Below are 15,803 nucleotides of genomic sequence, written 5' to 3' on the forward strand. Positions count from 1 at the left end.
TCGGACCCATGACATTTCAGCCATGATCACCGTGGGGGTGAGGTGTCTTGATGAGGGGGGAAGCACCGATGACTGACGCGGTCCGTGCAGGTGCCGTCGACCGGGGGGCCGCCGGCCTCAGTGGCCGGGAGCGCGAATGGGACCTTCTCGACGGGCTCTTGGCGGGGGCCCGGGAGAGCAGGGGCGGCGCCGTGGTGCTCATCGGCGAGGCGGGGTCGGGCAAGACGGCGCTGCTCGACCGGTGTGCCGCGGCGGCGGACGGAGCCCGGCTGCTGCGGTGCACCGGTGTCCAGTCGGAGGCGGCGCTGCCGTACGCCGGTCTGCAGGTGCTCCTCCGGGGAGCCCTGGAGGAGGTCAGGGGCCTGCCGGAGCGTCAGGTGCGGGCGTTGCGCGGGGCCGTCGCGCTGGACGACGCGCCCGCCGGGGACCGCTTCCTGGTCGGGGCCGCGGTGCTCGGCCTGCTCGACGAGCTGTCCGAGGAGCGTCCCGTCGTGGTCCTGGTCGACGACGCGCACTGGCTGGACCTGGAGACCGTGGACGCGCTGCTGTTCGCGGCCCGTCGGCTCGGCATGGGGCGGGTGGCCATGGTGTTCGCCGCGCACGAGGACGCGGCGGTCCTCGACGCCGCGCCGGGCCTGCCGGTGCTGCACCTCGGGCCGCTGACCGACGAGCAGGGGGCGGCACTCCTCGCCGACCGGGCGCCCGATCTGCACGCCCACGTGAGCCGCCGGATCCTCGGGCTCGCGCGGGGCAATCCGCTCGCCCTGGTCGAGCTCGCGGGGGCCCTGACGGCGGCCCAGCGGAACGGGAGCGAGCCGCTGGACGCGCGGGAGATCGCCGTCCTTCCGGCCTCGTGGCGGGTACGGCGGATCTTCGACGACCGGATCCGGGCGCTGCCCGCGCCGACCCGCCTGCTGCTCACGGTCGCCGCGGCGGACGACACCGGTGACGTGGCGCTCGTGGTGGCGGCGGGAGAACGGGTGGGCGCGGCCGCCGGTGACCTCGGTCCCGCGGAGGCGGCGGACCTGGTGCGGGTGTCCGGGCGCCGCCTTGTGTTCCGGCATCCGCTGGCGCGGGCCGCCGCCTACCAGGGGGCGGTCCTCGGTGAACGGACGGCCGCCCACCGGGCGCTCGCCGAAGCGGCGTCGGCCGCCGGGGACATGGGCCGCCGGGCCTGGCACCTGGCCGCCGCGACCGTCGGCTACGACGAGGAGGTCGCCGCCGAACTGGAGCGCAGCGCCGAGCTGTTCCGCTCGCGGGGCGGCCGGGCGGCGGTCGCCGCTGCCTACCGGCGGGCCGCACGGCTCACCGCGGACCCGGAAGCCCGGTCGCTGCGCCTTGCCACCGCCGCCTCCGCCGCGGCGGAGGCCGGACAGGTGGAGCTCGCGGGGACGCTCGCCGACGAGGCGGGGCCGGTGAGCAGCCCGCCCGCGATGGCCAGGCTCGCCAGCGTCCGGGCGGCGCTCGAACACGGGCAGGGCCGCGCGGAGTCGGCGCGGCTGCTGCTCGTCGAGGCGGCGTCCGAGGTGACGGCGCACCGCCCCGCCATGGGGGCGTGGCTGCTGTTCGAGTCGGCCGCGATGGCCTGGGAGGCGCCGGCCCCGGCCGCGGCGGCCCGGGACACCCGGGCGCGGATGGCCGGTCTGGACTTCCGCGGGCATCCCGTGCACCGGGGCGCGGCCGGGGTGCTCGACATGCTGGCGGGCGATCCGGCGGGCGGGGCGGCGGCGATACGGGAGTTCGCCGGGTACGTCGTACGGACCCGGCACGAGCGCGGCCTGACCGACCAGGTGCGCCTGCACGGCTGGGACATGCTGCTCGGCGAGTACCAGGCGGTGCACGACGAGGTCGTCGCCCTGGAGCGGGAGTGCCGTGTGGAGGGTGCCGTCGGGGTGCTGCCGCGGGTGCTGCTGCGCCTCGCGCGGCTGCGCCTGTTCCTGGGCCGGCACCGGGACGCGTACACGACGGCGGTCGAGGGCCTGGAGATCGCTTGCGACACCGGTCAGCGCCATCTCGCCACGATGCTCAGCGGTGTCCTGGCGGTGCTCGCCGCGCTCGAAGGGGAGGAGCCGGGCGGCACGGAGGGGTCGGCGGGTGCCGACGGGCCGGACGGCGGGGGCGGCAGGGACCGCCCGGTCGGCGGGGACCGGACGGGCGGCGGGGACCGGACGGGCGGCGGGCGGGGGTCCGCCGGGAGGGCGGGGCGGGACCCGTACCTCGGTGTCGCGCCGATCCCGATCTGGCTCACCAGGGCCCAGGGCCTGCATCACCTCGGGCTCGGCCGCTACGACCGCGCGCTGCAACGCTTCGCGGCCCTGACCGGCGGCCCGCACCGGCACCTCATGGTCTCCGTGCACAGCCTGCCCGACCAGGTGGAGGCCGCCGTCCGGATCGACCGGGCCGCCGACGCCGTACGGGCCGCCGAGCGCTTCACGTGCTGGGCCGCGGCCACCGGGACCGCGTGGGCGGGGGCGGTGGAGCTGCGCTGTCGTGCCCTGCTCGCCGCCGACGACGCGGGGGCGGAGGAGTACTACGAGCGGGCGCTCGCCGCGCACGAGGGCGACGGCCGCCCGTTCGAGGAGGCACGCACCCAACTCCTGTACGGGGAGTGGCTGCGCCGGGCGAAGCGCAGGGTCGCCGCCAGACAGGCGCTGACCACGGCGCTCGAGTCGTTCGAGCGGATGTCGGCGGCCGCGTGGGCGGACCGGGCCCGCACGGAGCTGCGGGCCGCCGGTGCCGGCCAGGCCGCGCCGGCGGCGGGCGCGGATCTCGTGGGCCGACTGACCGCGCAGGAGCTGCGGGTGGTCCAGCTTGCGGCGACGGGTCTGAGCAACCGCGACATCGGCGCGCGCCTGTTCCTGAGCCCGCGCACGGTCGGCTACCACCTGTCCAATGCCTACCCGAAGCTCGGTGTGACGTCGCGGGCCGCACTGGGAGCGCTCAACCTGGGCTGACGTCCGCCTGCCGCCGTCACGACCGTCATATCCGTCACGTCCGTCACGTACGAGCCCTGGTACGGCACCCCGGTACGACACCTGGTCATTCGACGGATCCGCAGGCCCGGGCGCGATTCCTACTGTTCTCCCGTTCGAGGAACGTCCACTTGGGAGAGATCATGAGGGTTCTGGTACTCGGTGCCACCGGTTACATCGGCTCCGCGGTGGTGTCGCGCCTGACGCAGGAGGGCCACGACGTGGTGCCCCTGGTCAAGGACGCGACCGCGCTGCACCCGGACGTGCCGGTGCGGGTCGGCGACCTGGCCGACCCGGCGTCGCTGCGCGCGGCGGTGACGGACGACATCGACGCGGTGGTGCACCTGGCCGCGCCGACCGGCGACGAGGCGGTGGACACCGCCGCCGTGGAGGCGCTGCTCGCACCGCTGCGCGGCACGGGCCGGGCCTTCGTCTACACCAGCGGTGTATGGGTGCTCGGTGCCACCGGGGACGCCCCGCTGACCGAGGACGCCGACACCGACCCGATCGCGATCGTCGGCTACCGGCCGCGGGTCGAGCAGCGGGTCCTTGCCGCCGCCGGGGACGACGTGCGGGCGGCGGTGATCCGCCCCGGCATCGTGTACGGGCGGGACGGCGGCATCCCGGCCATGATGACCGGCTGGGCCCGGGAGCAGGGCGCGGGCCGCTACGTGGGTGCGGTCACGACCCGCTGGCCGATGGTCCACGTCGACGACCTCGCCGAGCTGTACGCCCTGACGCTCGCCAAGGGCGACGCGGGTGCCCTCCTGCATGGCGTGGCCTGGGAGTCCGTCCCGGCGGCCGCGGTCGCGGCGGCCGCCGATGTCGCTGCGGGCGGTACCGGCCGGGCCGAGCCGTGGTCGCTCGCCGAAGCCGCCGAGGCGGTCGGGGCACCGTTCGCCGAGGCGCTCGCGGTCGACCAGGTGGTGTCGGGCCGGCGCGCCGTCGAGCGGCTCGGCTGGCGGCCGAGCCGCCCGTACGTCCTCACCGAGCTCGCCGGAGGAAGCCGTGACTGACACCACCACCCCCGCACCCCCCATCTGCCGCACCTGCGGCACCCAGTACGCCGCCGCGCGCCCGGACTGCCCGGTCTGTCTGGACGAGCGGCAGTACGTGGGCCACGGCGGCCAGCAGTGGACGAGCCTCGCCGGATTGCGCGAGGACGGCCACAGCGGCCGCTTCGAGGAGCAGGGACCCGATGTGCTCGGCATCGGCGTCACGCCGCAGTTCGCCATCGGCCAGCGGGCCCTGCTGCTGCGCACCGCCGCGGGGAACGTGCTGTGGGACTGCGTGCCGTACCTCGACGACGCGATGGTGCGGGCCGTCGAGGAGCTCGGCGGCATCGACCACATCGCGATCAGCCACCCGCACTTCTACTCCTCGATGGTGGAGTGGGCGCACGCCTTCGACGCGCCGGTCCACCTGCACGAGGCCGACCGGCAGTGGGTGGGCCGGCCGGACCCGGCCGTGCGGTTCTGGAGCGGGCGCACGCTCCGGCTCACCGACGAGGTCACCCTGATCAACCCGGGCGTGCACTTCCCGGGCAGCGCGGTCCTGCACTGGAGCGCGGGCGACGGGGCGCTGTTCACCGGCGACGTGGTCAACGTCTGCCCGGACAACCGCTGGGTGACCCTCATGTACAGCTACGCCAACCACATCCCGGAGCGTCCGCACGCGGTCCGCGCGGCGGCGGACCTGCTCGCCGGCTACCGCTTCGAGCGGATCTACGGCGCTTGGTGGAACCGGGTCGTCGCCTCCCAGGGCAACGAGGTCCTCGCCCGGTCCGTCGAGCGCTACCTCCGCTTCGAACAGGCCACGGTCACGGACTGACGGTCCTTGACCGGGGGTTGCTGATGACGACCTTGCCGAAGGGGCCGCCGTTCGCGTAGTGGCGGTAGGCGTCCACGGCCGCGTCGAAGGGGAAGACGCGGTCGATCACGGGCCGCAGTCCGTGCGCCGCGATGAAGGTGTTCATCGCGGTGAACTGGGCGCGGCTGCCGACCGCGACGGTCCGGACGGTGGCACCGGAGGCGAACAGGGCACGGGTGTCGAGGGGCGCGGGGCTGTTGCCGACGAAGCCGACGCACGCGATCGTGCCCGCCAGGGCGATGGCGCGGACCGACTCGTGGAGCAGCCCCGCGACGTCGACGACGCGGTCGGCGCCCCGGCCGCCGGTGAGCGCCCGGACCTCGGCGGCCCAGTCGGGCGTGGCCGAGTAGTCGACGACCTCGTCGGCGCCGAGGCCGCGCAGCCGCGCGGCCTTGGCGGGACCGCTGGTCGTGGCGATCACGCGCGCGCCGAGGGCCTTGGCGAACTGGAGCGCGAAGAGGGAGACACCGCCGGAGCCCTGCACGACGAGGGTGTCGCCGGGCCCGAGGCCCGCTCCGTCACCGGTGAGCGCGTTCCACGCCGTGACCGCCACGCACGGCAGGGTCGCCGCTTCCTCGTACGACAGGTGCGCGGGGACGGCCACCAGCGAGTCCACGTCGACCAGGGCGAACTCGGTGAGCAGACCGTCCAGCGAGCCGCCGCGCTGGGCGAGGTGCTCGACGGCGAAGGGGCCGTCCTGCCAGGTAGGAAAGAGCGTGGCGGCCACGCGGTCACCGACGCGCACCGTGCCGCCGCCCGTGCCGCCGCCCGTGCCTCCACCCGGGCCGACAGCGACGACCTCGCCGGCCCCGTCCGACACGGGAACGACATCGGGCTTGACCGGCAGCACGTAGGTCCCGTCGAGCACCATGAGTTCGCGGAAGCTCAGGGATGTCGCGCGTACTGCCACCAGGGCCTGGCCGGGACCGGGCACGGGAGTGTCGTGCTCGCGGACGGAGAGGCCGGAAAGCCCGGCACCGCTGTGCGACAGGTGGTAACTCAGCATCGGGGGAGTGCCCTTCTCTTCTCATGTCTCATGACGTGGGTGGTGGTTCACGCGGCGTCGGACTCGGTGGCCAGCGGGACCTCGCCGGCGGTCTTGCTGAAGCCGAGGGCCTCCACGATCCGGCCGTCCGTCACGCGCATGACGTTGACGCCGTGCACCCACTGGTCGGGGCCGTCCCCGAAGCGGTACGTCCACAGGATCGTCGCGCGGTCGCCCGCCACGATCACCTCCTGCGGAGTGAACTGCGAGGCGCGGTCCTCGACGAGGGCCGCCCACCACTGCGTACAGGCCTCGCGCCCGACGACCCGCTCCCCGCGCGGCGCGGGCTGGACGCTCTCCATGACACAGTCCTCGCCGACCAGGTCGGCCAGGAGGCCCGCCTCGCGGTGGGTGAACGCGCGGTTGAAACGGTCGATGACTTCGGCGGTGCTGAGCACGGACATGACGCCTCCTCACACGAGATAGACCGATCGGTCTACCCTCCTGAGATATAGATAGACCGATTGATCTACCGCGTCAAGGGCTGGCACAATCACGCCATGACCGCTTCCGCCAAGCCGGGCCCCCGCGAACGCCTGCTACTCGCGGCCCAGGAGCTGACGTACACGCACGGCGTCGGCGTCGGCGTGGACGCCCTGCTCAAGGCGGCCGGCGTCGCACGCCGTTCCCTGTACGAGCACTTCGGCGGCAAGGACGGCCTGATCGCCGAGGTGCTGCGCCGCAGCACCACCGAGGACGCGGCGGAGTACCGCGCCACCATGGACGCGGCGGGCGACGACCCGCGGACCCGCCTCCTCGCGGTCGTCGACCGGCTCGGCGGCATCGCCGCGGGCCCGGACTTCCACGGCTGCCGCTACCTCGCCGCCGACCTCGCCCTCACCGACCGCGACCATCCGGGCCACGAGGTCACCCGCGCCTACCGGCGCACGCTCCACGAGCTGTTCACGGCCGAACTCGACGCCCTAGGGCACGCACGCCCCGGCTTCGCCGCCGACCAACTGCTCATCCTCATCGACGGCCTGCTCGCCACGGGCGCGTCCCGCCCCGAGGACCGCCCACCGACCATGGCGGCCCGCGAACTGGCCGAGCACATCATCGACACCGGGCGCCCCGCGCCGGGCACCGCCGGGGGGCGAGCATCCCCCGCTACAGCCAGTCCCGCCGCTTGAAGATGAAGTACAAGCTCACGCACACCACACCCATCAGCCCGATCGCGAACGGATACCCGAAGGTCCAGTTCAGCTCCGGCATGGCGTCGAAGTTCATCCCGTAGATGGTGCCGACCAGGGTGGGGGCGAACAGGATGGCGGCCCACGACGAGATCTTCTTGATCTCCTCGTTCTGCTCGAAGCCCGCCTCCGCCAGGGCCCGCATTTCCGCGTTCTGCTGTTGGGTGACCAGGGTGGCGTTGACCGTGAGGATGTCCGTGAGGGCCTGGCGGAAGCCGTCGACGCGTTCGCTGGTGTGGGTGACGTGGTCGGCCACGTCGCGCAGGTAGCGCTGGAGTTCCTCGTCCGTGCCGTACTTGGCGAAGCCCGCCATCAGGCCGTGCAGCATGCCGACCAGGGGGCGGGTCGCGCGCTGGAACTCCACGACCTCGCGGGAGAGCTCGTAGATGCGCCGGGAGACCTCCGGGTCGCCGCTGAACACCTCGGTCTCGATCTCGTCGATGTCGTTCTGCACGCCCCACACGACCGGCGCGTAGCCGTCGACGACCGCGTCGAGGATGGCGTACAGGACCGCCTCCGGGCCGAGGCGGAGGAGTTCGGGGTCCTCCTCCATGCGGCGGCGCACGGCGGACAGGTCGGGGGCCGCGCCGTGCCGGACCGTGATGACGAAGTCCGCGCCCACGAACACGTGCAGCTCACCGAAGTCGACCTCCTCGGGCGCGTCCAGATAGCGCGCCGCGCGCAGGACGACGAACAGCGTCTCCCCGTACCGCTCCAGCTTCGGCCGCTGGTGGGCCTCCATCGCGTCCTCGACGGCCAGCTCGTGCAGGTCGAACTCGGCGGCCAGGGAGAGCAGTTCCTCCTCCGTCGGGCGGGCCAGGCCGATCCACGCCATGCCGTCGGGCCGCCCGCGCAGCTCGCGGTAGGTCTCGGCGAGCGTCGCGGGCGACGACACGCGGACGCCGTCGCGGTACAGGGCCGACTGCACCACGCTCGGGCCCTCGGCCCGCGCCGGCCGCGCGGCGTGGCGCTGCGGCGGGTCGGCGGGCCCCGCCGCGGGGCGCTCGGGCGCGCGGCGCCAGGAGTGCTTGCGCGTCGACTGCGGACGGTGTGCTCGTCGCTCCGGAGTCACCGGTGGGCCTCTTCCTGTCGTCCGGCGGTTCGGTCGCCGATGCGGTCGCTGGTTCGGTCGCGCGTTCGATTGTTGGTGGGGTTTGTGTGGGCCCGCCCGTCCCCCCCCCGTGGCCTCGGAGCAGGATATATGCGGCAAATGAAGCAGGGGTCGCGGGCGCGGGGCGGCGTGGGGCGCTGATGCGGACCGTAGGTGTCCGCAACTCGGGCTAGCGTGCGGAGCATGACGAAAACCGCGCAGGGGACCCCGGCGGGTGCCCAGGTCCTCAGCCGTCGTGCCCTGAACCGGGCCACCCTCGACCGCCAGCTCCTGCTCCGCCGCGCGCGCCTGTCCGCGCACGACGCCCTCACCCACCTCGTCGGCCTCCAGGCGCAGAACGTGAAGCCGCCGTACCACGCGCTCGCCGCCCGCCTCGACGGCTTCGACCCCGAGGAGCTCTCCCGGCTCATGAGCGACCGCGCCGCCGTACGTGCCGTCACCATGCGCTCCACCGTCCACACCCTCACCGCCGACGACGTCCTCACCCTGCGGCCCCTCACCCAGGCCGCCATCGACCGCGAGCTGCGCGTCTTCCGCCACGGGCTCGCCGGCGTCGACCTGGACCGGCTCGCCGCGCACGCACGGGCCTACGTCGAGGAGGAGCCGCGTACGCCCGCGCAGCTCCGTACCGAACTGCTGCGGTACTGGCCGGACGCCGACCCGCAGTCCCTCGGCATCGCCGCCCGTGCCCGTCTGCCGCTCGTCCAGGTCACCCCGCGCGGCCTGTGGCGGCGCAGCGGGCAGGTCGCGCTCACCACCGCCGAGCACTGGCTGGGGCGCCCGCTCGCCGACGCGCCCACGCCGGACGGGACCGTCCTGCGCTACCTCGCCGCTTTCGGGCCCGCCTCCGTCAAGGACATGCAGACCTGGGCCGGTCTCACCCGGCTGCGGGACGCCTTCGAGCGGCTGCGGCCCCAGCTGCGTACGTTCCGTGACGAGCAGGGGGTCGAGCTCTTCGACCTGCCCGACGCGCCGCGGCCCGACGCGGACGTGCCCGCGGCGCCGCGGTTCCTTCCCGAGTACGACAACCTGCTCCTCTCGCACGCCGATCGGACCCGGGTCGTGCCGGTCGCCCACAAGGGGCGGATCTGGAAGGGGAATCAGTCCTTCCCCTCGTTTCTCCTCGACGGATTCGTCGCGGGGGTGTGGCGGTTGGAGGAGGGCGAGGGCGGTGCCCTCGTGACCGTCGAGCCCTTCGCGAAGCCGTCGAAGGCGCAGCGCGCCGAGCTGGAGCGGGAGGCGGTCCGGACGGCGGCCGTCCTGGCCCCCGAGGCCCCGTCCCACGACGTGCACCTCCGTACGGGGTAGTGAGACCCGCATCACGCGCGACACGATGGTACGAATCCGGGATCTGGGCCATACAACGGTGGACGAGCCGGAACACGAGCCGGGTGACCAGTCGGGAACGAGGGGCGCGCAGATGAGGGTGACGGGGACGGGCACGGGGGCGGGCGGCGTGACGGAGGAGTTCCGGGCCGCGCGGGACTTTCTGCTGGGCCACCGCGAGGACTACGAGACCGCGTACGAAGGCTTCGCCTGGCCGCGGCCCGAGCGGTTCAACTGGGCCCTCGACTGGTTCGACGTCATCGCCGACGGCAACGACCGCACGGCGCTGCACATCGTCGAGGAGGACGGGACCGAGACCCGGCTGTCCTTCGCGGAGCTCTCGCGGCGCTCGGCGCAGGCCGCCAACTGGCTGCGGGAGCGCGGCGTCGCGGCCGGGGACCGCCTGATCGTGATGCTCGGCAACCAGGCCGAGCTGTGGGAGATCGCGCTCGCCGCGATGAAGCTGCGGGCCGTGGTGATCCCGGCGACGCCCCTGCTCGGCGCGGCGGACCTGCGCGACCGGATCGAGCGCGGCCGGGCCCGGCACGTGCTCGTGCGCCCCGAGGACACCGGCAAGTTCGCCGACGTGCCGGGGGAGTACACCCGGATCGCCGTCGGCGGCGCCCCCGAGGGCTGGATCGGATACGACGGCGTCGACGCCGCGTCCGCCGACTTCACGCCCGACGGCGTCACCCTCGCCACCGATCCGCTGATGCTCTACTTCACCTCCGGCACCACCGCACGGCCCAAGCTCGTCGAGCACACCCATGTGTCGTATCCCGTGGGCCACTTGGCGACGATGTACTGGATCGGGCTCAAGCCGGGCGACGTGCATCTGAACATCTCCTCGCCCGGCTGGGCCAAGCACGCCTGGTCGAACCTCTTCGCGCCCTGGAACGCGGAGGCGACTGTCTTCATCCACAACTACTCGCGCTTCGACGCGGGGCGGTTGATGCGGGAGATGGACCGGGCGGGCGTCACGAGCTTCTGCGCGCCGCCCACCGTGTGGCGCATGCTCATCCAGGCCGACCTGACGCAGCTGCGTACGCCGCCGCGGGAGGTCGTCGCGGCGGGCGAGCCGCTGAACCCCGAGGTCATCGAGCAGGTGCGGCGCGACTGGGGCGTGACCATCCGGGACGGGTTCGGGCAGACGGAGACGGCCGTGCAGGTCGCGAACACGCCGGGGCAGAAGCTCAAGCCCGGCTCCATGGGCCGTCCCACGCCCGGCTTCGCCGTCGAGCTCCTCGACCCGGTGACCGGCGCACCCGGCGCCCAGGAAGGGGAGATCGCCCTCGACCTGTCCGCCGACCCCGTCGGCCTGATGGTCGGCTACCACGGCGACCCGGAGCGCACCGCCGAGGCCATGGCCGACGGCTACTACCGCACGGGCGACATCGGCGCGCGCGACGCCGACGGGTATCTCACGTACGTGGGCAGGTCGGACGACGTCTTCAAGGCGTCCGACTACAAGATCTCGCCGTTCGAGCTGGAGAGCGCGCTCCTGGAGCACGAGGCCGTCGCGGAGGCCGCGGTGGTGCCCGCCCCGGACCCGCTGCGCCTCGCCGTGCCCAAGGCGTACGTGGTGCTCGCCGAGGGATACCAGGCGGGACCGGACACCGCCGCACTGCTCTTCGCGCACTCGCGCGCGGTGCTCGCTCCGTACAAGCGCGTACGCCGCCTGGAGTTCGGTGTGCTGCCCAAGACGGTGTCGGGCAAGATTCGCCGCATCGAACTGCGTGAGGCGACGGCCGAGGGGTCCGACGCCGAGTACCGCGAGGAGGACTTCCGGTGAGCACGACGGTGGGCACGACGGCGGCGACCGCGGAGCACGGCCGGGCGGGGACCGCCCTGTCCTACGCGCACGGCACCAGCACCACACCGCTGCTCGGGGACACCATCGGGCAGAACCTCGACCGGGCCGTCACCGCCTGGCCCGGCCACGACGCGCTCGTCGACCTCGCCTCGGGGGTCCGCTACACGTACGCCGAGTTCGGCGCCGCCGTCGAGCAGCTGGCGCGCGGCCTGCTCGGCGCGGGCGTGGCCAAGGGCGACCGGGTCGGGATCTGGGCCGTGAACTGCGCCGAGTGGGTCCTGGTGCAGTACGCCACCGCGCGCGTCGGCGCCATCATGGTCAACATCAACCCCGCCTACCGCTCCCACGAATTGGCGTACGTACTGAAGCAGTCCGGGATCTCGCTGCTCGTCGCCACCCGGCGGCACAAGAGCAGCGACTACCGGGCGATGATCGACGAGGTCCGCGGCGACTGCCCGGACCTGCGGGCCGTGCACTACGTCGGCGACCGGACGTGGGACGCGCTGCTCGACGCCGCCCGGTCCGTGACACCCGCCGAACTCGCCGCGCACGAGGCCGGGCTGAGCTGCGACGACCCCGTCAACATCCAGTACACGTCCGGCACGACCGGCTTCCCCAAGGGCGCGACGCTCTCCCACCACAACATCCTCAACAACGGCTACTGGATCGGCCGCACCATCGGCTACACCGAGCAGGACCGCGTCTGTCTGCCCGTGCCCTTCTACCATTGCTTCGGCATGGTCCTCGGCAACCTCGCCGCCACCACGCACGGCGCGTGCATCGTCATCCCCGCGCCGTCGTTCGACCCCGTGGCCACGCTGCACGCCGTGGAGCGCGAGCGGTGCACCTCGCTGTACGGCGTCCCGACGATGTTCATCGCCGAGCTCAACCTCGCCGACTTCGCCACGTACGACCTGTCGTCGCTGCGCACCGGCATCATGGCCGGGTCGCCGTGCCCCGTCGAGGTGATGAAGCGGGTCGTCGCCGAGATGCACATGGAGCAGGTCTCCATCTGCTACGGCATGACCGAGACCTCGCCGGTGTCCACGCAGACCCGCATGTCCGACGACCTGGAGCGGCGCACCGCCACCGTCGGGCGGGTCCTGCCGCACATCGAGGTGAAGGTCGTCGACCCCGCGACCGGGGTCACGCTCCCGCGCGGCAGCTCCGGCGAGCTGTGCACCCGCGGCTACAGCGTGATGCTCGGCTACTGGCAGGACCCCGACCGCACCGCCGAGGTCGTCGACGCCGGGCGCTGGATGCACACCGGTGACCTCGCGGTCATGCGGGACGACGGGTACGTCCGGATCGTCGGGCGGATCAAGGACATGGTGATCCGCGGCGGCGAGAACGTCTACCCGCGCGAGATCGAGGAGTTCCTGTACGCGCACCCGAAGATCGCGGACGTCCAGGTGGTGGGCGTGCCGGACGAGCGGTACGGGGAGGTGCCGCTGGCCTGCGTGATCCTCCGCGAGGGCGTGGAGACGCTGACCCTGGAGGAACTCCGCTCCTTCTGCGCCGGCCGCCTCGCCCACTACAAGATCCCCGCGCATCTGCGGCTCATGGACGGCTTCCCGATGACGGTCAGCGGCAAGGTCCGCAAGGTGGAACTGCGGGAGCGGTTCGGCTGACCCGCCGGGCGCGGTGGCTACGCGCCGCGCGCCGTCAGCTCGTCCGCCGCGCCGTTCAGCGCCTCCGGTACGCCGGTGAGCGCGATGCGGAAGAGGGGTACGCCGAGTTCGTCGGCGCGGGACCGTGCCTCCGGGGTGAAGTCGCACAGCGCGAAGCAGACGCACGTCGCCGTGTGGGTCAGCGCGGTGAGCCACGCGCACTCGACGTCGCGCAGGGACGCGGGCCGCACCGACGGTTCCACCTGGGCCACGACCCCGCGGGCGGCGAGCCGCGCCCCGGACGGCGGCCGCCCGTCGACACCGGTCTCGGCGTCGTGCACGTCCTTGTAGCCGAGCCAGCGCAGATACAGGGCCGCCGTGGTCACGGCGTCCCGCGCGCTCCGGACGGGCACGGGCCGGAACGGGGGCCGGGGGGCGGGCGGAGGACGCTCCCCGACCACGGGGATGCGCAGCACCGTCCCGCAGGCGCACCCCAGCTCCGGCTGGGGCCAGTCCGCCTCGCGGCCGCAGGCCCCGCAGCGGACCGTGACCCAGTCGTCCGCCCAGGTGCGATGGGTGACGGGCGTGGCGGGGGCGCCGTGTGCGACGGGCGGGACGACCGGCGCGCCGCAGGCGCAGGGGAACGCCGGGGGAGCGTACGCCTGCTCGTGGCGGCACACCGGACACCGCACCGGCACGCCGTCCGCCGTCATCGTCCTCACCGCCCGCGCTCTCCGTACCGCGTTGCTGCCCGTACCGCGTTGCTGTCCGTACCGACCGCCGACTACGCAGCCCGCAGTCCCTCGAAGGCCCCGGCCCGAGGCCGCACCAGCCTGGGCCCATGTTCTTACGGAAAGCAATCGCATCGATACGCGATTTTGAGCTCAGGGCCGCACTCCCTTGACGCTCCCGCCGCACCCCCCTACATTGCTTCCATATAGCAGAACATGAATTTCACGATGCGGAATTCACAGCTCACCGCGGGGCGCGACGGGAGCCCGAATTCGCCAGCCGGAGCAGGAGAACTCAATGGCTCGAATGACCGCTGCCCGCGCGGCAGTTGAGATCCTCAAGCGCGAGGGCGTGCGGAACGCGTTCGGCGTGCCGGGTGCCGCGATCAACCCCTTCTACAAGGCGCTGAAGGAGGGCGGCGGCATCGACCACACGCTCGCCCGCCATGTCGAGGGCGCCTCGCACATGGCCGAGGGGTACACCCGGGCCCACCCGGGCAACATCGGCGTCTGCGTCGGCACGTCGGGCCCCGCGGGCACCGACATGATCACCGGCCTCTACTCGGCCATCGGCGACTCGATCCCCATCCTGTGCATCACGGGCCAGGCGCCCACCAGCGTGATCCACAAGGAGGACTTCCAGGCCGTCGACATCGCGTCGATCGCCAAGCCGGTGACGAAGATGGCCGTGACGGTCCTGGAGGCGGCCCAGGTTCCCGGCGTCTTCCAGCAGGCCTTCCACCTGATGCGCTCCGGGCGCCCCGGCCCCGTCCTCATCGACCTGCCCATCGACGTCCAGCTCGCCGAGATCGAGTTCGACCCGGAGACGTACGAGCCGCTGCCGGTCTACAAGCCCGCCGCGACCCGCGCCCAGATCGAGAAGGCCGTCGGCCTGCTCCTGGAGTCCGAGCGCCCGCTGATCGTCGCGGGCGGCGGCATCATCAACGCCGACGCGTCCGAACTCCTCGTGGAGTTCGCCGAGCTGACGGGCACTCCGGTCATCCCCACCCTGATGGGCTGGGGCGCCATCCCGGACGACCACGAGCTGAACGCCGGCATGGTCGGCCTCCAGACCTCGCACCGCTACGGCAACGCGACGTTCCTGGAGTCCGACTTCGTCCTCGGCATCGGCAACCGCTGGGCCAACCGCCACACCGGCTACAAGCTCGACGTCTACCGCGCGGGCCGCACGTTCGTGCACGTCGACATCGACCCCACCCAGATCGGCAAGATCTTCGCGCCGGACTACGGCATCGCGTCCGACGCCCGCGCCGCGCTCGCACTCTTCGTCGAGGTCGCCCGCGAGCTCAAGGCCGCGGGCAGGCTGCCCGACCGCTCCGCGTGGATCGCCGCGGGCCAGGAGCGCAAGGCCACGCTCCTGCGGCGGACGCACTTCGACGACATCCCCATCAAGCCGCAGCGCGTGTACGAGGAGATGAACAAGGCCTTCGGCCCGGATACGCGGTACGTCACCACGATCGGCCTCTCCCAGATCGCGGGCGCCCAGATGCTGCACGTGTACAAGCCGCGGCACTGGATCAACTGCGGCCAGGCGGGCCCGCTCGGCTGGACCATCCCGGCCGCGCTCGGCGTCGCGAAGGCCGCCCCGGAGGGCCAGGTCGTCGCGCTCTCCGGCGACTACGACTTCCAGTTCCTGATCGAGGAGCTGGCCGTCGGCGCCCAGCACCGCATCCCGTACGTCCACGTCCTCGTGAACAACTCCTACCTCGGCCTGATCCGCCAGGCCCAGCTCGGCCTGGACATCGACTTCCAGGTCAACCTGGAGTTCGAGAACGTGAACTCGCCGGAGCTCGGCGTCTACGGCGTCGACCACGTCAAGGTCGCCGAGGGCCTCGGCTGCAAGGCGATCCGCGTGACCGACCCGAACGACCTGGGCGCGGCCTTCGAGCAGGCCAAGAAGCTGGCCGAGGAGTACCGCGTCCCGGTCGTCGTCGAGGCGATCCTCGAGCGCGTCACGAACATCGCGATGAGCAGGACGGCCGACATCAGCGACGTGACCGAGTTCGAGGACATCGCCACGGAGCCGGGTCACGCGCCCACGGCCATCAAGACCCTCAAGGTCTAGGCGTACGGGGCCGCGTCAGCCTCGTACGTCGGAGGCCCCCGCCTCGGCCG

Annotated in this window: 12 protein-coding genes; 8 read left to right on the top strand and 4 right to left on the bottom strand. The window is 73.1% G+C overall.

Annotation, left to right across the window (positions count from 1 at the left end; translation table 11 throughout):
* Positions 1-68 precede the first annotated feature (68 nt).
* The 3 genes from ACFWZ5_RS26990 (at position 69) to ACFWZ5_RS27000 (ending at position 4,802) form a co-directional block, all read left to right on the top strand.
* Complete coding sequence (locus ACFWZ5_RS26990) at positions 69-2,954, top strand: AAA family ATPase (protein ID WP_384891344.1); 2,886 nt, start codon at positions 69-71, stop codon at positions 2,952-2,954.
* Between the two features lie 161 nt (positions 2,955-3,115).
* On the top strand, positions 3,116-3,988 hold the full coding sequence (locus tag ACFWZ5_RS26995; RefSeq protein WP_384789401.1) for an NAD-dependent epimerase/dehydratase family protein: 873 nt from the start codon (positions 3,116-3,118) through the stop codon (positions 3,986-3,988).
* Positions 3,981-4,802, top strand: a complete 822-nt coding sequence (locus ACFWZ5_RS27000; RefSeq protein WP_384789398.1) for an MBL fold metallo-hydrolase — start codon at positions 3,981-3,983, stop codon at positions 4,800-4,802. Before ACFWZ5_RS26995 ends, ACFWZ5_RS27000 begins: the two co-directional genes overlap by 8 nt.
* Here ACFWZ5_RS27000 and ACFWZ5_RS27005 read toward each other — a convergent pair.
* Together ACFWZ5_RS27005 and ACFWZ5_RS27010 are read right to left on the bottom strand one after the other, a co-directional pair.
* Complete coding sequence (locus ACFWZ5_RS27005; protein ID WP_384789395.1) at positions 4,792-5,847, bottom strand: NAD(P)-dependent alcohol dehydrogenase; 1,056 nt, start codon at positions 5,845-5,847, stop codon at positions 4,792-4,794. The genes ACFWZ5_RS27000 and ACFWZ5_RS27005 overlap by 11 nt on opposite strands.
* 47 nt (positions 5,848-5,894) lie before the next feature.
* Positions 5,895-6,290 (bottom strand): nuclear transport factor 2 family protein, encoded by a 396-nt coding sequence (locus tag ACFWZ5_RS27010; RefSeq protein ID WP_384789392.1) that lies wholly within the window; start codon positions 6,288-6,290, stop codon positions 5,895-5,897.
* Between the two features lie 96 nt (positions 6,291-6,386).
* Between ACFWZ5_RS27010 and ACFWZ5_RS27015 the strand changes: the two genes are divergently transcribed.
* Positions 6,387-7,016 (top strand): TetR/AcrR family transcriptional regulator, encoded by a 630-nt coding sequence (locus ACFWZ5_RS27015; RefSeq protein WP_384789389.1) that lies wholly within the window; start codon positions 6,387-6,389, stop codon positions 7,014-7,016.
* On the opposite strand, the gene ACFWZ5_RS27020 is transcribed toward ACFWZ5_RS27015, so the two are convergent.
* Complete coding sequence (locus tag ACFWZ5_RS27020; protein ID WP_384789386.1) at positions 6,994-8,148, bottom strand: magnesium and cobalt transport protein CorA; 1,155 nt, start codon at positions 8,146-8,148, stop codon at positions 6,994-6,996. The genes ACFWZ5_RS27015 and ACFWZ5_RS27020 overlap by 23 nt on opposite strands.
* Before the next feature lie 222 nt (positions 8,149-8,370).
* Here ACFWZ5_RS27020 and ACFWZ5_RS27025 point away from each other — a divergent pair, with 222 nt between their 5' ends.
* From ACFWZ5_RS27025 to ACFWZ5_RS27035, 3 genes are all read left to right on the top strand, one after another.
* Entirely contained in the window at positions 8,371-9,495 is a 1,125-nt protein-coding gene (locus ACFWZ5_RS27025; RefSeq protein ID WP_384789383.1) for a winged helix DNA-binding domain-containing protein, read from the top strand.
* A 112-nt stretch (positions 9,496-9,607) separates the two neighbouring features.
* The gene (locus tag ACFWZ5_RS27030; protein WP_384789380.1) at positions 9,608-11,305 is read left to right on the top strand and encodes an AMP-binding protein; all 1,698 of its coding nucleotides are present in this window, start codon (positions 9,608-9,610) and stop codon (positions 11,303-11,305) included.
* Positions 11,302-12,957 carry an AMP-binding protein gene (locus ACFWZ5_RS27035; protein ID WP_384789377.1) on the top strand — a complete coding sequence of 552 codons (1,656 nt, stop codon included), beginning with the start codon at positions 11,302-11,304 and terminating at the stop codon, positions 12,955-12,957. Before ACFWZ5_RS27030 ends, ACFWZ5_RS27035 begins: the two co-directional genes overlap by 4 nt.
* Positions 12,958-12,974: 17 nt before the next feature.
* On the opposite strand, the gene ACFWZ5_RS27040 is transcribed toward ACFWZ5_RS27035, so the two are convergent.
* The gene (locus tag ACFWZ5_RS27040) at positions 12,975-13,649 is read right to left on the bottom strand and encodes a hypothetical protein (RefSeq protein WP_384789449.1); all 675 of its coding nucleotides are present in this window, start codon (positions 13,647-13,649) and stop codon (positions 12,975-12,977) included.
* A 325-nt stretch (positions 13,650-13,974) separates the two neighbouring features.
* Here ACFWZ5_RS27040 and gcl point away from each other — a divergent pair, with 325 nt between their 5' ends.
* Entirely contained in the window at positions 13,975-15,753 is a 1,779-nt protein-coding gene (gene gcl / locus ACFWZ5_RS27045) for a glyoxylate carboligase (protein ID WP_384789374.1), read from the top strand.
* The last annotated feature ends 50 nt before the right edge of the window (positions 15,754-15,803 follow it).

The sequence above is a fragment of the Streptomyces sp. NPDC059003 genome (assembly GCF_042740445.1).
Lineage (GTDB): Bacteria > Actinomycetota > Actinomycetes > Streptomycetales > Streptomycetaceae > Streptomyces.